18 protein-coding genes are annotated in these 18,582 nt (G+C 27.8%); all 18 read right to left on the bottom strand.

Annotated features, from left to right (window positions below):
* Window positions 1–19: 19 nt before the first annotated feature.
* Entirely contained in the window at window positions 20–1,123 is a 1,104-nt protein-coding gene (locus tag NHF47_RS02950; protein WP_252763529.1) for a glycosyltransferase, read from the bottom strand.
* Entirely contained in the window at window positions 1,120–2,379 is a 1,260-nt protein-coding gene (locus NHF47_RS02945) for a hypothetical protein (protein ID WP_252763528.1), read from the bottom strand. The genes NHF47_RS02950 and NHF47_RS02945 overlap by 4 nt, the downstream gene beginning before the upstream one ends.
* Window positions 2,380–2,382: 3 nt before the next feature.
* The gene (locus tag NHF47_RS02940) at window positions 2,383–3,300 is read right to left on the bottom strand and encodes a hypothetical protein (protein ID WP_252763527.1); all 918 of its coding nucleotides are present in this window, start codon (window positions 3,298–3,300) and stop codon (window positions 2,383–2,385) included.
* 7 nt (window positions 3,301–3,307) lie between these two features.
* A complete protein-coding gene (locus NHF47_RS02935; RefSeq protein WP_252763526.1) occupies window positions 3,308–4,582 on the bottom strand; it encodes a lipopolysaccharide biosynthesis protein in 1,275 nt (424 codons plus the stop codon).
* A 111-nt stretch (window positions 4,583–4,693) separates the two neighbouring features.
* Window positions 4,694–5,236 carry a hypothetical protein gene (locus NHF47_RS02930; RefSeq protein ID WP_252763525.1) on the bottom strand — a complete coding sequence of 181 codons (543 nt, stop codon included), beginning with the start codon at window positions 5,234–5,236 and terminating at the stop codon, window positions 4,694–4,696.
* 33 nt (window positions 5,237–5,269) lie between these two features.
* A complete protein-coding gene (locus NHF47_RS02925; RefSeq protein WP_252763524.1) occupies window positions 5,270–6,007 on the bottom strand; it encodes a glycosyltransferase family 2 protein in 738 nt (245 codons plus the stop codon).
* Window positions 6,004–6,735, bottom strand: coding sequence for an FkbM family methyltransferase (locus NHF47_RS02920; RefSeq protein WP_252763523.1), 732 nt, complete (start codon window positions 6,733–6,735; stop codon window positions 6,004–6,006). Before NHF47_RS02920 ends, NHF47_RS02925 begins: the two co-directional genes overlap by 4 nt.
* A 5-nt stretch (window positions 6,736–6,740) precedes the next feature.
* Entirely contained in the window at window positions 6,741–7,799 is a 1,059-nt protein-coding gene (locus NHF47_RS02915; protein WP_252763522.1) for an NAD-dependent epimerase/dehydratase family protein, read from the bottom strand.
* On the bottom strand, window positions 7,799–9,475 hold the full coding sequence (locus NHF47_RS02910; RefSeq protein ID WP_252763521.1) for a hypothetical protein: 1,677 nt from the start codon (window positions 9,473–9,475) through the stop codon (window positions 7,799–7,801). Before NHF47_RS02910 ends, NHF47_RS02915 begins: the two co-directional genes overlap by 1 nt.
* A 12-nt stretch (window positions 9,476–9,487) precedes the next feature.
* On the bottom strand, window positions 9,488–11,725 hold the full coding sequence (locus NHF47_RS02905) for a hypothetical protein (RefSeq protein ID WP_252763520.1): 2,238 nt from the start codon (window positions 11,723–11,725) through the stop codon (window positions 9,488–9,490).
* Window positions 11,722–12,159: a T9SS type A sorting domain-containing protein gene (locus NHF47_RS02900; protein ID WP_252763519.1), complete on the bottom strand. Its 438-nt coding sequence runs from the start codon at window positions 12,157–12,159 to the stop codon at window positions 11,722–11,724. The genes NHF47_RS02905 and NHF47_RS02900 overlap by 4 nt, the downstream gene beginning before the upstream one ends.
* A 2-nt stretch (window positions 12,160–12,161) precedes the next feature.
* Window positions 12,162–13,223: an NAD-dependent epimerase/dehydratase family protein gene (locus NHF47_RS02895; RefSeq protein ID WP_252763518.1), complete on the bottom strand. Its 1,062-nt coding sequence runs from the start codon at window positions 13,221–13,223 to the stop codon at window positions 12,162–12,164.
* Window positions 13,224–13,227: 4 nt separating this feature from the next.
* Window positions 13,228–13,995, bottom strand: coding sequence for a GIN domain-containing protein (locus NHF47_RS02890; RefSeq protein ID WP_252763517.1), 768 nt, complete (start codon window positions 13,993–13,995; stop codon window positions 13,228–13,230).
* On the bottom strand, window positions 13,992–15,098 hold the full coding sequence (locus NHF47_RS02885) for an acyloxyacyl hydrolase (protein WP_252763516.1): 1,107 nt from the start codon (window positions 15,096–15,098) through the stop codon (window positions 13,992–13,994). Before NHF47_RS02885 ends, NHF47_RS02890 begins: the two co-directional genes overlap by 4 nt.
* 4 nt (window positions 15,099–15,102) lie before the next feature.
* Window positions 15,103–16,020 carry a dTDP-4-dehydrorhamnose reductase gene (rfbD, locus tag NHF47_RS02880; protein WP_252763515.1) on the bottom strand — a complete coding sequence of 306 codons (918 nt, stop codon included), beginning with the start codon at window positions 16,018–16,020 and terminating at the stop codon, window positions 15,103–15,105.
* Window positions 16,014–16,565, bottom strand: a complete 552-nt coding sequence (rfbC, locus tag NHF47_RS02875; protein WP_252763514.1) for a dTDP-4-dehydrorhamnose 3,5-epimerase — start codon at window positions 16,563–16,565, stop codon at window positions 16,014–16,016. Before rfbC ends, rfbD begins: the two co-directional genes overlap by 7 nt.
* Before the next feature lie 2 nt (window positions 16,566–16,567).
* Window positions 16,568–17,431 (bottom strand): glucose-1-phosphate thymidylyltransferase RfbA, encoded by an 864-nt coding sequence (gene rfbA / locus NHF47_RS02870; RefSeq protein WP_252763513.1) that lies wholly within the window; start codon window positions 17,429–17,431, stop codon window positions 16,568–16,570.
* A gap of 137 nt (window positions 17,432–17,568) precedes the next feature.
* A complete protein-coding gene (gene rfbB / locus NHF47_RS02865) occupies window positions 17,569–18,582 on the bottom strand; it encodes a dTDP-glucose 4,6-dehydratase (protein ID WP_252763512.1) in 1,014 nt (337 codons plus the stop codon).

Below are 18,582 nucleotides of genomic sequence, written 5' to 3'. Positions count from 1 at the left end.
AGAATGGGAAACAAAAATACTAATTTGAATTTTTAAATTGAATTGCTTCTAAATAATTCTTTGCACTAATTTTCCAGTTATATGTAAACTTCATTTGTTCGATACAGTCATCCATTCCATTCTTTTCCAATGCCAAGTCTATTTTTTCTTTTAAACTCAAACAACTCGTTGGACAAAATTGATACTCCTTAAGAAAATGAAAATCTTTCATAGCGGTAGTATTTGAACAAACTGTTGGAATATTTGCTGCCAAAGTCTCAAGTGGTGGAATTCCAAAACCTTCTGCTAATGAAGGATAAACAGACAATGTGGCGCCTTGTATTAAATTTAAAAGATCTGAATTATTGACGTTTTCTAAAAAATGAATTCTGTTTTTAATGTTTGATTCAAATTGATTAAAATAAGAATGTAATTCAGAATATTTTAAGTCTTTTTTTCCAACAAAAACTAAATCATATTTCTTATAATATTCATAATCTATAAAAGTTTTTAAAAGTAATAAATGATTTTTTCTTGGTTCAATTCTACTTACTAATATAAAATAAGGTCGTGAAAGGGAATACTTTTGATTTATTAATGATTTGATTTCTTCTTTATTGTATTTTTGAAAATAAACGGCATTAACTGCATTTGGCGTAATATAAATTGGCTTTTTTACATTTAGTTTTGCAATCAAGCGATCTTTAGAGTAGTTTGAAACAGTTAATATTACATCTGATAATTTAGAAGAGAGATTAAATAGAAATCTATTCTTTATAATATATTTTTGATTGAAAAATTGTGGATAATCTAAAAATAATACATCATGTATCGTAGTTATATATTTGCATAATTTAATTGGTGGAACGACATATTGAAAATGAGCATAGTCGATTTTATTTTTTATAATTATTCTAGGAAAATCTAAAAGCAATCGGAACCATTTATTTGAAAAATACAGTCTTTTATAATGTATGTTTGTGGCATCACCAAAGACTTCTTTTAATAAAATAATGTTCTTTGCAGCAAAATAGAAGTTTATTTCTTTGTGTGTAATTAATTCTTTATAAAGGCCTTCTATGTAAGTTGTAATGCCTTGATAATCTTCATCAAATTTATGACAATCAACTAATATTTTTTTCATTCTTGATTAGATGTGTTTTGATCTTCTAAATTTTTAAAAATTGAAAACCGTAATGCTAATAAATAACCAATAATAATCGATTTGTTATCTAGTTTAAGATATAAACCCATAAATACCCAATTGGAAACAATTAAAAATACTGCAGTTGCCATCAGCATAAAATTAATATGATTTATTAAAGGGTTTGAAGACCTTTTTTGTCTATATAATAAAATAATAAATAGTATTAAAAAACAAACCCCTAGGATTCCAGATTTTAAAAAGACAGTCATAAAACCATTATGCAAAATTGGAATATATTGAATATCTGATCCATCATTCGTTCTAATTTTTCTACCTAAATTAATATTGGAACCTAATCCTTTACCAAACATTACACTTAAAATTCCTCCATGACTAACTTGCTTAATAGTTGTAATGTTTTCATAAGACCTGTAATTATCATTAAAATCTTTCCAATCCTCTTTGTCTATTCTAGTTTTAAAAGGTTCAATAGGTGCTATTTTAATCTTATACAAAAAAGCTTCTAATCCTTTACCTTGTCTTTTAGGATTAATATACCAAATTGATCCATAAGCAATAGAAACCGTTATCAAGGATATAAATATAATTTTAACCGCTTTTTTTGTAAATAATAAATATCCCTTAAGTCCTAAATATAAAATTATAAATTGAATAAAATTAGTTCTCGATAAATATAAAAAACATGAAAATGATACGATTAATAATAATGTGTTTCGCTTTTTTAAAGAATATTCTAAATCAAATTTTTTGTAAAAGATTAATATTATTATTACATATACTTCAAAATCGCTAAAATAACCTCCTACAGTTCTTATATAATTTACATTAAAAGATCCTAATGTTATTGTTGATTTTATAACTAAAAACAAATGAATAATTGCTATAATTGCACCCGTTTTAATGATTGTTTTGAAGGCTTCTTTTGGTTGAGAACGCAGCAATTGATATCCTAATAATATACCTAATATTGGTTTAAATAAATAGGTGAAGTCTTTAATTTTTGAATATAGACTGCTGTCATAAAAAAAAGATATAACGATTGCTATAACTAAAATAATTGCATAGGGTAGTATATATTTAACTAATTCTTTTGTATATACATTTTTGATAGTTATTAAAAAACTTAACAACCAAACCATAAATGTTAATTCAAAAAAATTAAAATAAGTAACTCCTATGCAAAGAAAAAATAGGATTGTATTGACATTAATCTTGTTTTTTAAAACTAACATTCTCTAAATTTTAAAAATTTCATTTATAAGAACCTCTTTGTTGGCCTCTAAATCAAAAACAAATTTGTTTTTAATAATTTCTAATCTTTCATGATGTCTTAAAAAAGTTAAATTCCCCTTTATATCCTTAGAGTCACGATTATCTGATTCATTAAAACCAGCTGCTTCTTTCAATTTTGCAAACGGTGATGATAACTCTTTCCTTACAAAATAAGCATTAACTCCCGCAGAACTTGTACCAATAAAATCATATCCTTTTTGATCTGCTAAATCACAAAATGCAGCTAATGAGGCCCCAAAATACAATTCAGAAAAATGCTCTTTATTTCTTACAAAATTCTCTTTGTATGGAACAGTTACCTTTTTATTTGCACCAAAAGCTGAATTATATTCACAAATTACGATTCTTGGTTTTATTGTATCTATTGCTTGCCAAACCCAATAATCATTTCCGTCTATATCAACACTTAATAATCCAATATCTTCAATTTTTGTGTAATTTGAGATCAAAGAATTAATGTTGTCTTTCGTAATAAAACTTTCAACAGCCGTTACATTGTATTTCCAATAAATAAAATCATTTTTTATGAAATTTATATTTTTTTTGCTTCCATCGATAACTAATCCAGACCAGTTATTATTCATTAATAGGAACCTTGTATTAGACTCTACATACGTTTCAACACCAAATTCTATAAAAATTGGATTTGGTATTTCAATTTTATTTATAATATACTGTATGATTCCATCTTCCCCTCTTTGAGAAAAAACTTGAAATTCAACTTCATCTAAGGATGCAATATCTTGTTTTTGGTTATTAAGTGTTGCAAGTATTTTTCCATTAATCAAAAGTGATTTATGAACATCATAGTTCCATTTCTGGTAAACTTTTTTATATAAAAACTTAATTTTTTCTATCATAATAAGTTTATTTTGATCTATTAAGGTTACTTGAAAACAGATTTAACACTTTCAAATAAATAAATATTAATATAAGTTCAGTAAGTATTAATGTTACAAATACTCCATATAGTTTAAAATAATTCATCACTATTAAAATTCCAATACTATTTAATATCGTAATTACAATTGTTATTTTAATATATACATTCTTTTTTTCTAAACTAAAAAGCAATTGTTCCAGTGGAAGGCTTATACCTATTAGCAAAGGAATTAGTAAAGCTACTTGCAAATATAGATTTAATTCAATTAATTCATTTGTTTTTACTTTAAAGAATAAGAGAATTTGTTCTGAAAAAAGGAATGCCGTTAAAAGCAAAAAAACAAGTGCCATAAAATTCGTTATGTTAAATTTTTTCCATAAAATAAACCCTTGTTTAAAACCTTTATCCATTTCAAAAAAAACATAACTCAAAGAGAACTTAAAAAACATTTGTAAATACGTTCTAAAAAGGTTAATTACCTGTTCAATAATTTTAAATTGCCCTGCTAGGTAATCGCCACCCACAAAACCAATTATAAGTATTGCTGAATAGTTTCTGGTTGCAAGGAATAATTGGGAAACACAGAAAGAAAAGTCAGAAATTATGTATTTTTTAATATTAGAAAAGGAAGCGATTTCAAATTTAAATTTGTAGGTATTAAAAATCCAGAATAAACCAACTAAATTGGAAAGTATTAACCCCAATCCTAACCACAAATTTACATCAATATAACGCTCTTCTGTTTTAATAAATAAAAAAACTCCAAAAACATAAATTAACTTTGATAAAATATTAATAATTGTAATCCATTTGAAATTTTCAATGCCTTGAAAAAACCAAGTTGGATTTAAAAATTGACCAATTATTATTGTAGCACTTAAAAGAAAAGCCGCTTGCTCATTATAAAAAAAAGGTACAAACCAAATAAGCAAACCTATAAACAAAAGTACAATTAAGAGTAACAGCAATTTAGATGAAAAAATAGTAATAAATATTTTCTCTAATTCTAACTTATTATTTCTATTTACTGAGATATCTTTTACGCCAATTATATAGGAACTATAATCTACAACAACAATTAAGATATAGGCCATCGATTGTCCCATAGCTATAATTCCGAGTTTATCTATGCCACAAATAGCCACTAAATAAGGAATTATTAACAACGGACTTACAATGTTTACCGCCTGACCTAAACCATAAACACTAAAGTTTCTTATGGTTTTATTAAAAAATAATTTTTTAAAAATTGTATACAAGTTTGTGCAATTGCTTTATCTTACAAATATATAACAAAGAAATAAAGGCTGATTTTAAAATCAGCCTTTATTTCTTTGTTATAATTATTTTTTTAAAACCTGTAAAAAAGGTTATTGTATTAATTTTTGTATTTCTGGCTCTAAAACCGTTTCATGAGGGTGTAACACAGACTCTACTCGTTTGCCATCTTGTATGGTTGGACTTAAAATTCCTGTATTAAAATCGATTTGTGTTAATTCAAGTGGTCTAAAATATGCAGATAACATTTCTTTTTCAATGATAAATTTTTTACCAAAATACTCCATTTCTATGGAAGATAGTAAAATGTCTTCTTGATTATCATTTACACCAAAATCAAACCTAACTAAGTTGGGAAGGACATCTTTTGGCATCTCAAAAACAATTTTTTGTAAATTATCATTTCCTTTTACAGCAACCCAAATTGATTTTTCTTCTGTAAAAGTTTCTCCTTTATTTTCAGTATAATAAATCTGAAAATCATCGTCTTTTTTTACTAATACGTTTAATGAAACTTTAAAAGTATCATCTACTTCTATTTTATTTTCTTCTTCTTTAATCTCTTTATTATTCTCTTCATTTTTACAAGAAAATAGGGTAATAACAAACACTAAAAAAAATAAGGTCTTTTTCATAATTTATTAAATAAAATTTAAGCAAATATATTACTATTTTTTTCTTTTAAAATCTCCTCTTGAAAAATATTTTTCGACAAAACAATACATCAAAATAAAGAAGTAACGACTACCCATTTCTTTAATTTTTAACTTAGAAACCCCATACTTTCTGTTGGTCCAAGAATTAGGAACTACTGTATAGGTATAACCTCGAATAATTGCTTTTAAAGGTAATTCTATGGTTAAATTAAAATGGGGAGACAAAATAGGCTTCACTCCATCTATAACTTCCTTCTTATATAATTTAAATGCATTGGTAGTATCATTATATTTAATCCCCATAACCATTCTAATAATGAAATTGGCAATGCGATTGATTATTTTTTTTACAAAAGGATAATCTATTACTTTTCCGCCTTTTACGAAACGACTTCCAAACACACAGTCATAATTCCCTTCTATCATAGTGGTATAATAGCGAATCAAATCATAAGGAGAATCTGATAAATCTGCCATCATAACCGCTACGCAATCACCTGTAAAACGTTCTAATCCATAGCGAACAGCAAAACCAAAACCATTGGGGCCTAAATTGGTTTCATATTTTAAAGCAGGATATTGCTGACTTAATGATTCTAAAACAGTTAAAGTATTATCTTTTGAATTGTCATTTACTACAAAAATTTCATGATCAATATTAACCTTTGCAAAAGCCTCTTCTATTTGCTGAATTGTTTCAGTAATAGATTCTTCTTCATTATAGGCAGGAATTACAATACTTAATTTCATTTATACTTTTTATTTTCAAATATTATTTCAGTAAAATCTCCAAAACCATGTTTAATTTCAGCAATCTTTTCAAAATTGTTTTTATATAGAATGTTTTCTATTTCTTGATGTTGATTATTATTTAAATACATATCATCATTATGACTTTCTAATTGAATGAAACGGATAGGTAAAACATCTTTGTCATTGATAAAAAGACCTTGTAAGCATTGCAATTCATGTCCTTCAACATCAATTTTTAAAACATCATAATTCTTATTTGAATTCTCATTTAGAAAATCTGCTAATCTTATAACATCAACTTTATAGTTATCTACAATAATATTTTCAACAGAAACGCCTAAAACTTTTGCTTTTTTTTCTAAATATTTAGAATCTAAATTTAATTCTTCAAAAGTAGATGTTTCATCTAAAATGTTTTCATGAAAAATTAACTCTCCTTTTAAATTACTGACACCTAAATTATGCAATTTGATATTTGCGCTTGTTTTGTATTTGCTTTGTAAGAAAGTATATAATTTTTTGTTAGGTTCAAAAGCATCAAAATTAATTTCTTTATTTATTTTTTTAAAAAAATCAATTGATTGTCCTCTGTTTGATCCAACATCTAGAATATTAATATTTCCTTTTTTTAAATTTTGTTTATAAAATCTTTTCAGTTTTGGGTAAAAGAAAACACTTTCATTAATATGAACAAGCTTTTGGATTATTTTGGTTCTTAATGACATTCCATTTATTTTTTTATTGTAGCTTCATATATTTGAGTTAAAATATCGTTTATATTGTATTTCCAATGCCATTCTGGATAGTGTTCTTTAAACTTTGAAACATCACTAACCCACCAAATGTGATCGCCTATTCTGTTAGTTTCTGAATATTCATAATTCATGGGTTTCCCAGTTATTTGTTCACACATTTCAATGGCTTCAGCCATTGAACAATTGGAATGTCTACCTCCACCAGCATTATAAACCTCACCTTGCTTTGGATTTTGATAAAAATGCCAAAACATATTGACTAAATCCCAACTATGGATATTATCTCTCACTTGCTTACCTTTATATCCAAATACGGTATATTTATCTCCTGTGATAGCACATTTCATTAGATACGATAAAAAGCCATGCAGTTGTGTTCCAGAATGATTAGGGCCTGTTAAACAACCACCTCTAAAAACACCTGTATTCATTCCAAAGTATTTTCCATATTCTTGAACTAGTACATCTGCAGCTACTTTTGAAGCTCCAAATAAAGAATGTTTGGTATGATCAATACTCATGTTTTCATCAATCCCTTCCTTAAAATAAGGATGAGTCGGATCGATTTCCCATCTTTTTTCTTGTTCAATTAATGGAAGGTAATTAGGAGTGTCTCCATACACTTTATTGGTAGATGTAAAAATAAAAACGGCTTTTTCACAATGTAAACGCGTCATTTCTAACAAATTTAAAGTTCCATTTGCGTTTACTGTAAAATCGGTGATAGGTTCTCTGGCTGCCCAATCATGACTAGGTTGTGCTGCGGTATGAACAATTAATTTTATATCTGATTTGTATTTTGAAAAGATAACTTCAAGTTCCTCAATGTTTCGAATATCAGCTGGATGATGTTCAAAATTAGAAATCGTATTTATCAACCGATTGGTATTCCATTCTGTGGAAGCTTCTTCACCAAAAAATCGAGCACGCATGTTATTATCTATACCTATAACTTTATCAAATTTTTGTGCAAAAAATGATACCGATTCACTTCCAATTAATCCTGAAGATCCAGTTACTATACAAATATTCATTATTTTATTAATTTATTTGGATTAATTATTCTTTTTATACTATTATTTTCGATTAGCAAATATAGCTTTTTATATGCATTTGGTAAATCTTCATCTTTTATTCTAAAAATAAATCCCGAGTATTCTAAATTATTTTTATTAAAATATGGATTTAAATCATATCGTTTCACTTTTTGAGCCTCAAAAAATATTTTCTTTTTTTGAATCGTATCTTCTACAGCTAGAAATACTTTTTGATCATTAGTTTCCAAACTATCAATGAAAGCCCATCCTTCAATATAAATAGAGTTTTTTAATTTTTCTATTTTATCAATATTACTCATTATTGATTTATTTTGATAACTATCTGGGTTAATTTCAACTCTTTTAGAAAATTTAAGTTCATTATTTACTTTATTTATAGTTGGTAAAAAATATGTTTGAGATTCTTTTGCTTTTACTAAAACTTTATCATAATATTCTTGTTCAAATCCATTTAGGTAGTTATAATTCCCATTTTGATAAAACATTACACCAAAATAATTTTGTTTTTTTCTAAACTCTAAGTATTCTCGTTGTGGCAAATTTATTCCAAAATAATACCCTACTGAACATAACAATAAAATTCCATTTAAATATTTTTTTTTTCTTGAGACGTTTTCATTGAAAAAGATTAAAACGCATATCAAAAAGATACTACTATTTATTCTATATCGTGAAGCAATAGACATATCTATTCCTAATTGTGATCTTGTTACTCCTGTTACAAATGAAATTAGAATAATTAAAGTCATTACTGAAAAAACAAATAGATTTTTCTTGTAATATTTTATTTTAATTGTATAGATATAAAAAATAAAAAATAAAAAACCTACTCCAGTTGAAAGCATTAAAGATTCATTAGTGTCGTTGGTAAAGATTAAATATTTAGATAAAATATTGCCTAAAAAGGAAAAGGAAAATAAAAAAGATCTAAACTTATAATTTCTAAGGGTTTCAAGTATTTCTGGGCTATTAAAAGGTTTATGATAATCAAAAAAATAAAGTAAAATTAAAGCAAATGAAATAATTAAAAGCTGATATAAGTATTTTTTTTCCTTCTTATAAATGAGAATCGAAATAGTTATTAAAATCAAAAAAATTCCTGCTCCTTGAGTAAATATAGCTAAAATCAAAAATAAAACTGATAATCCAAAATCTCTTTTGTTTAATTCAAATTTTGTAATAAAGTGAATAGAGAGTAAAGAGAATAAAACCACGGTAAAATTTGATAATGCAGCCATAGAAAACGTAATGTTTTCATAGAATGAAAAATTAAAAATTAGAACTGCTACAGGTAATAAAAAAAAGGAATTGGTAGTTTTGTTTTTAAATTTATAAAAGAAGAAAATAAAAATGCCGACTAAAGATAAATTACCAATAAAAGATAAATGATTAAAGTTTAACTGATTAAATAATTTATAATCGATAAAAAACCATAATTTATCATATAATATTCTATGTTCATTATGTTGCTTGAATATCAATTTAATTTTTTCAAATGAAGAATTAGAATTGATAATATCTGTAAAGTTTTCTAAAACCGCATAATCATCATTAATTGGAATATCTGAAGTAACTCTAAAAAATGAATAGAAAAAATAAACTATCAATAAAATCGCAAAAGAAAAATCAACAATAATAAATTTGTTCTTCATAATAATATTTAATTAATTTTTTAATTTATAAGAAACCAAATTATATGTTTCATTATAAGTAACTCCATTAATTGTAGCTACTTCATCTATTTTAATAAATAAAGCCACACTTCCATCCGTTAATGTTAATGACCCTGTATTGACACCACCAGCAACTCCATTCATGTTTCCTAAATAAATGTTTTTTGTTTCATCAAATTTTATTGATCCTTGATCAGACCTAATAAAAAATATCTCCCCAGCAGATATTGTGGATTTAAATTCTTTGACATCTTTAATAGTACCAGAAGTGTTTTTTATATATATAGCTTTAGCTCCTTCAATATCAATCACATCAGAAGATATATTCGTAAAATCAATATCTTTTTTGATTCCAATGGTAGCGCCTAAAGTTTTACTATCAAATCCTGTTCTTGTGTCTTCAAAATAATTTCCAGAAGTATTAATTCCAAAGTTATCCGAAGGATAAGGGTCTAAACTTATCAGCTTATGTGTTTCATTAGCTGGATCATTAAAATAATCATCATTTGGACCTCTACTATTTACAATATAATTATTGGTAAAACTAATCTTGGACTTATTAACAATTACTAAAGAACCCGAATTAGGAGGAAGTTCTCCATATCTACCTGAAGAATTTAAAAAAGAACTGTTAGTTATATTTATTGCTTTAGAAATTCTATAATCTCCTTTCACAACTATTGCTCTTTCAAAAAACTCAAACCAACAAGTATCTAAATTTATATTATTCGAGGATTGTATAAAAACCCCTTCTTGTCCGTTTTGGATAGTACATAAATTAAATTTTACTACAGCTGGATTATAAAGAGTTCCTTCAATCCCTCCTATGTAAACAGGAATTCCATTTACTCTATATAAAGGAGTTAATGATCCATTCCCAAATAAGTAAGAACCTCCATCAAACTTACAATTATTAAACAAAAATTGATTACACGAACCTCTTAATACTAATGCATGATATACATTATCAATTCCTGTATAGGTTTTCATTTGACCAACACTTTCTACACCAACATTTTCCATAGTGATAAATTGATTCACCGATTGAAAATTACCCGCTCCTCCTGCAGAAAAATATATTGATTGTCCATAAAAAAATTGAATTGTAAGGTTTTTAAAAGTGGAGTCCCATATACCTCCTAATTGTCCTTCTGAATCAAAATTAAAACATCCTTTAATATTTATATTTCCCCCTGTATAATTTAATGCTGTTCCATATAATGTTAAGTCAGAAATGTTAATATTTCTTACATAACCATTGTCTTTAATAAACATTGCTCCAGAATTATCATTTGTTGTTACTATTGTTGTTTCCAACATTGATGATCCTTTTAAATTAACATTAGATTTTAATACTACTTGACTAATTTGATATGATCCATTAGCAATATAAACGGTATTACTATTTCCATATCCATAAGGTCTAGTGGATATATCTTGTGTAGATTTATGCGCATAATCAATCGCTTTCTGTAGTTTTTCTGTTATATCTACACCTCCTGTAAAAGCGCCATAAAATCTCAGGTCAATATCTCCACTAAATTGTCTAATCCAAATACCTTTTGGACTAAAACTTCCATGATATGAATGGATGAAAATTCCATCATCATTTATTGGCTTTCTTGGATCATTAGTATATAATGGTGCATTCGATGGGTCTAGTCCCATTTCGGAATATCTTTTAAAAATAAACATTCCACCGCCACCATCACTTGGAGAGGAATAACCTTGAACATATACAACGGGGAAATCTTGTTCTGGATTAAAATCAATGAAGTTTTTTAATTCTTCAATAGTCTTAATTGTTGTAATACTTTTATTTGGATTAGTGTTTTCAGTTGTGCTAGAAAACAAAGCATAAGGAACACTCATTAATTGACTAGAACCTATAACACTATAATTTGTTCCATTTGTAGGGTCTATAGCAATTTCTAAAAATTTATTACCTATAGACCAATTAATATCGCTAAAATTATTTGATCCTTGAACTATTCCTTCTCCTATATTAAAATTATATTGACCATTATTATTTGTTGTTCTATTATGAGTCTCTTCATAAACAATAGTTCCCGAAGCACCATTATCTAAAATTCTTACTCGAACTCCTATATCTGTATTTGTCAAAACCACTCCAGAAGAATTATATGCAATGCCTCTATGACTCATTCCTTGTGGAACCTGAGCAAAAGTAAAACATGAACAAAGTATAAATAATAAAATATTTTTCATTTTTTTAAAATTTTAAAATAATATTTTTTATTCTTATTAAACATTAAATAATAAATTCCAGTAGGAAATTCTTCCAATGAAACCTGTTTAATATCCTCTTTTGTATTAAATATTAGTTTTTGAAATTGATCAAATATTTCTAAGGATTCAAAATTAATCTCTTTTGAAAGAGTGTAATAAAGAATTTTACTTGTTGGATTAGGATAAATTGTTATAGTTTTTTCAACTAGGGTTTCTGTTACTTCTTCATCGTTAAAAAAAACTTCTTTAGATGTTACTTCACTTGAAGCAAAGTTATAAACAACAAAGATTTCGCCAGTATTATATTCTAAATTATTTGTATAATTAGATGAGCTATTTACTATATTCTGTGAATACATTAAATTAATAACTAAACAGAAAACAAGTATGTAAAATATCTTAATTTTTATCATCTTTATTTCAAAATCAATTCCAATTGTTCTTCATTTTCTTTAATCCAATGGAAAATATCTCTAAAAATAGTTTCTACTGATTTTTTTGGTTTCCAACCAATTTCATTTTCAATTTTAGAATTATTCGTAATATATATTCTTAAATCTGCCGTTCTTGTCTCTACTATCTCATCAATTTGAATTTTATTTCCTGTAATTTTTTCACAAATTGCAGTCATTTCTTGTAAAGAGGCGCTGTTTTGTAAGCCTCCACCTGCATTATATACTTTGCCTGTGAATTTTTCAATATTATGAATCTGATAATCTATTAATTCTACTAAATCATCAACATGTAATAAATCTCTAACTTGCTTTCCTTTTCCCCCATAACCAATATATTTTAAAGATTGTTTCCAATAATGTTTTGCCATCCATAACGTAACAACTCCTTGGTCCGTTTTTCCCATTTGTCGTGGCCCAGCTATTACTCCAAATCTTGTAATAGCTGCTTGTAAACCATAAAAAGCAGCATACTCCTCAATAAACAATTCTGAACTTAATTTTGTAGTCCCATAAAAAGATCTTGCCCCATCTAAAGATAAGGCTTCTGAAATTCCATTGTGTGAAATTCCTTCTATGTTTTGGTTATCTGTAAATAAAAATTTGGTTTCCTCTTCTCTATAAAGTGCTTTTTCTATAGTATCTATAGGGTAAACTCTACTGGTTGATAAAAAAATTAATTTGGCCTTATTTTTAATACATGCGTTAAAGCAGTTTATAGAACCATATAAATTATTGTTGATTACATAGGTAGGGTCTGAGTCTAATCCAGCTGTTACAGAAGGCTCCGCTGAAGCTTCTATTAAAACATCAAACTTGCCTATTGATAAAATATCTTCATTATTACGAATGTCTCCATGAATAAATTCTATATTGTTTTTCTTGAAATCTATAAGATTCAATTCAGAACCTCTTCTTTTAAGATTGTCAAATGCTACAATTGTATAATTAGGATATTTATTTTTTAAAGCTAAACACAATGTTGACCCTACAAATCCAGCTCCTCCAGTAATTATTATTTTCATATTATCAATTATAAATTAAACGTCCTGTAAACAATTCTTGCACCTCAATTTCAGGTGGATTATTTCTCAAAAACACATCCCCAGTGGAAAGAATTTTTCCTTCTATTCTTTCTATTGGTTTAACTATCATATCATTTGATCCTCTGTGAAAAAGTTTTATTGTTTGAACTTGCAAATTGTCACCATAAAATTTTCCTTCACCAAAATAGAAATTCAACAACATTTCTGAACAACTGCCATTGATATAAAAATTTGAGACTGTATTGCATTCTACAACCAATTGACTGTTCGATTCACAATTAATATAAAAATCACTCGCCCCTGAGCCATCTCCATCATCGCCAATCGAATACAAACGAACAATTGGAGCATGTAAGGTGCTAAGTGTTTCTATTTTTTGTTCCGATTTTGAGTATAATTCCAACTCTTGAATTAAGGGTTTAATGGTACCATCAGGAATAGTTACATAAACTGTTGTTACTCCATAATCTCTAGTTATATTACAAGAAGAATTGTCTTTTACAACTAACAAATCTCCTTCTAAAGCTACTTCAATATGTTGTTTAATGTTTTTTGTCGTTTGTATTTTTACTTCATAATCAGGTCCTTCATTTAAAACCAATCCAACACCTGTATATACTTTTATTTTAGTAAAATTCTCATATGGAAAAGTCAGGGTTGTAGGATTGCTATTTCCTTTAAAACAATCTTCAGAAATACCACAACTAACTAACAATACTACTAGTACTATATATAAATTAATTTTTATCATAATCGTATTCCTAAAGTTGCTTCAACAGCTTCTGCTCTGCCTCTATGCGTTTTTAAACCAATTCCTGTAAAACAGTTTTTGTAAAGGTAATATTTTAGACCAACTCTTTGATAAATATTATCTTCATAATGAAACGGTTTATAAACATAATACCCTAATTGTGTTTCAATAGATAACTTATTAATAAATAGTTCATGTCCTACGAACAAACCTATTCTTTTATAATCGGTATTTGGGTCGGTATAGTTTTTATGGTCTTTTGGAAAAGCAACCGAAACAAACTGAATGTAGTCTTTTAAATATTGAGAAAAGAAAATATCTGTTCCAGCTTGTAAGGCACTTTTTCTACCCAATCTTTTATCAACATACAAGCCTAAATGAAAAAATTGACGCTGGCCTAAATCGGGAATAGGTCCTTCAGAAACCCCTGTTCTTAAGGCAATGTTATAACGAATAGGTTCAACAAAATTAGACTTAGAAGGTAATGAATCTCTCTTTATTTCTTGTTGTTCTGCAAAATTGTAGTTAATTCCAAAATTAAATGCTATCGTATTTAAACCAATATTCGGTGATTTTATTCTTCCATTAGAAAAATGATTTAGTAAAAATCCGGTTTGCAAACCCACCCCTTCTATTATGTTTTCTTTTTTGTATTGTAGTAAAAAATAGGTGTTGTCCATTAATTTAGTTCCAAAAGCAATGTTTTTGTTGTTGGTCTCTTTGTCGTAAGGGTGAGATGTCATACCAATTCCTTGCGACACTCGGAACATTAAATTTCGTTTCAAGAAATAAAAATTATAGTGGATTCCTAAAGCAAAATTGTGCCCTAAATAATTATTTTTAAAATCAATATAATGAAAAGAAATACCATAATCAGGATAGTTATAGGCTTGATGCCATTCCTTATTCCCATTTGTCTTCCAATTATAGCTTAACAAAAACCCATTAGGATGACCACTAATTAAATGACTTACTTCGTCTTTATGTTTATAGATGTTTCCGCGAAAAAAATGAACATCAAAATAGGTGTTCGCTTTTTCTTGATTTTGAGAAAAAGAACTAAAGCAAAAAAAGAAGAAAGAGATACATAAAATTGGTTTCATTCTCTTATACTTTTTGAAGACAATCTTGAAGACTTACTTTCCAGTTTTGAATATTTAAAGCAAAGACTTCTTTTATTTTAGTTTTATCCAAAACACTATACTGTGGCCTTTTTGCAGGTGTAGGATAAGAGGTGGTAGGTATGGGTTGCAAATTGATAGTTATACCTTTCTCTTTGAAAATTTCATGTGCAAAATCATACCAAGAACAATTTCCTTCATTACTAAAATGATACGTTCCAAATAGGTCATCCAAAATGTTCTTGGAAGTACAAGATAAAATCATCTGTAACAAAGCTTCGGCTAAGTCCATTGCATAGGTTGGGGTTCCAATTTGATCATCAACTACTGATAAAGTATCTCTTTCAGAAGCCAATCGTAACATCGTTTTCAAGAAATTGGTCCCAAATTCAGAATATACCCATGAGGTTCGTATGATAAAATGTTTCTCCCAAGTATGTTGAACTGCTTGTTCCCCTTGTAATTTGGTTAAACCATAAATTCCTGCCGGAAAAGGAACATCAGTTTCAGTAAGTCCTAAGTTGCTCTTAAGAGGCAACCTCAATTCTTTATCGTAATAGGCCGTGTTATTAGAATAATAGGCATCAAAAACAAAATCAGTTGAAATATGCAATAAAATGGTATTGTGTTTCTTACAACTTTCCGCAATATTTTCAGCACCATTCGCATTAATTTCAAAAGCTTTTTCTGGGTCCGATTCCGCTTTATCTACTGCAGTATAAGCTGCAGTATTAATACAAAAATCAGGAGTGTACTTTTCAAAAATAGCTTTACAATTTACTTTATTAGTAATGTCTAATTCTTTAGAATTACAAAAAACAAACTGGAAAAAGGGATAACGATCAGAAAGAGCTTGTAAAGCTTGTCCTAATTGACCATTGCTACCTGTAACTAAAACTACCATATTTTTTTAGCTTTCTCTAATGTGGGTAACGCTATATCCTTAGATGATATAATTAGTTCTTTTAAAGGAGTTTTCCAATCTATAGCCAAGTTAGCATCATTATAAAGAATTCCTCCTTCGCTTGCTGCATTATAAAAATTATCACATTTATAAAAGAAAGTAGCAGTTTCGCTTAAAACTAAAAAACCATGAGCAAAACCTCTTGGAACAAAAAATTGTTTTTGATTTTCTGCGGATAAAATTACGGCCTCATATTGACCATAAGTAGCTGAATCTGGTCTAATGTCTACCGCAACATCCAAGACTTCCCCTTGTAAAACACGAACTAACTTTGCTTGAGCGAATTCACCACATTGATAATGTAGCCCTCTAAGTACTCCTTTGGTAGAAAAAGATTGATTGTCTTGAACAAAATGAATCTGTTGACCTACTATTTGGGAAAATTTATTTTCATTGTAACTTTCCATAAAATAACCTCTTTCATCCTGAAAAATAGTTGGTTCAATAATGAAACACCCTTTTAATTTAGTTTCTAAAAATGTCATAATTATTCTTTAATCAAACTCATTAAGTGTTTTCCATAACCACTTTTTAATAAGGGTTCTGCTAAGTATTCTAAGGTTTCTTTGTTAATAAAACCCATTTTATAAGCTGCTTCTTCTATCGCGCCTATTTTTAAACCTTGGCGTTCTTCTATAACTTGTACAAATTGACTCGCTTGCATCAAAGATTGAAAGGTACCTGTATCAAGCCAGGCCGTTCCTCTATCTAAAATAGACACTTGTAACTTTCCTTTTTCTAAATAAACTTTATTTACATCGGTAATTTCTAATTCGCCACGTTGACTAGGTTTAATATTGGCTGCTATTTCTAAAACTTGATTGTCATAAAAATAAATTCCTGGAACTGCATAATTCGATTTCGGTTGAAGTGGTTTTTCTTCAATCGATAGTACTTTTCCGTTTTTATCAAAATCTACTACGCCATAACGTTCTGGATCATGAACATGATATGCGTAAACAATACCTCCATCTGGATTATTATTTGCTTGTAATAATTCTGCTAAACCGGTACCATAAAAAATATTATCTCCAAGAATAAGTGCTACTTTATCATTTCCTACAAAATCTTTTCCAATTATAAACGCTTCAGCTAACCCGTTTGGGTTTTCTTGTACTGCATATTCAAAGCGACACCCAAGTTGAGTTCCATCACCCAATAACTTTTCAAATAGTGGTAAATCTTGAGGAGTGGAAATTATTAATATTTCTCTAATTCCTGCCCACATTAAAGTTGAGAGGGGATAATAAATCATAGGCTTATCATAGATAGGCATTAATTGTTTACTAACCGCTAATGTTAATGGATGCAAACGAGTTCCTGATCCTCCTGCTAATATTATTCCTTTCATATTATTAATATGACAATCAGACTACATGTCAATATGCCAATACTTTTTAATTAATCAATAAGTAAATATTCAATCTCATCATATTTTTATTGATGATTTTTGAATTCTTAATAATTTTATGTTAACTGTTCAATTATCTAATTAGCATATTGATTGATATACCATTCGATAGTTTTTACAATTCCAGTATCAAAATTTTCATCTGCTTTCCAACCTAATTCATTTTCTATTTTTGATGCATCAATAGCGTATCGTAAATCATGACCTGGTCTATCTTTTACAAAAGTAATTTGTTCTTTATAACTCCCGTTTTTTTTGGGTTTAATTTGGTCTAAAATTGAGCAAATTTTATCTGCTATATACAAATTATTTTTTTCATTTCGCCCTCCAATATTATAAGTTTCACCAGATTTCCCTTTTTTAAATACCAATTCAATTCCTTTACAATGATCCAAAACATATAACCAATCACGAACGTTTTTTCCATCCCCATAAATAGGAATATTTTCACCCAATAGCGCTTTTCTTATAATTGTAGGGATAAGTTTCTCTTGATGCTGTTTAGGTCCATAATTGTTGGAACAATTGGTTGTAATAACATCCATTCCAAAAGTATGATAATAGCTTCTTACAATCATGTCTGATCCTGCTTTTGATGCTGAATAAGGGCTATTTGGAGCATATGGTGTTGTTTCTTTAAACAATCCTGTTTCACCTAAGGTACCATATACTTCATCTGTAGATATATGATGAAATCTAGCGTTTTTAAAAGTTTCATTGTATTCATTTGGACCTTTCATCCATAATTTACGAGCCGTATCTAAAAGATTAAATGTTCCTAATACATTGGTTTTAATAAAAGCTTCAGGGCCCGATATGGAATTGTCAACATGACTTTCTGCAGCAAAATGGATTACACCTTGAAATTGATAATGATTAAACAATTGTTCTACCCAATGTCTGTCACAAATATCTCCTTTTATAAAGGTATAAGAAGCGTTATCTTTAACTTCCGATAAGTTCTCTAAATTACCCGCATATGTTAATGCATCAATATTAACAACATGATATTCAGAGTTATTTTCTAAAAAATAAGGAATAAAATTTGAACCTATAAAACCCGCTCCACCAGTTACTAATATCGACTTCAT

This window comes from Flavobacterium sp. NRK F7 (assembly GCF_024054195.1).
GTDB lineage: Bacteria > Bacteroidota > Bacteroidia > Flavobacteriales > Flavobacteriaceae > Flavobacterium.
This window is presented reverse-complemented; position numbering and strand designations above follow the sequence as displayed.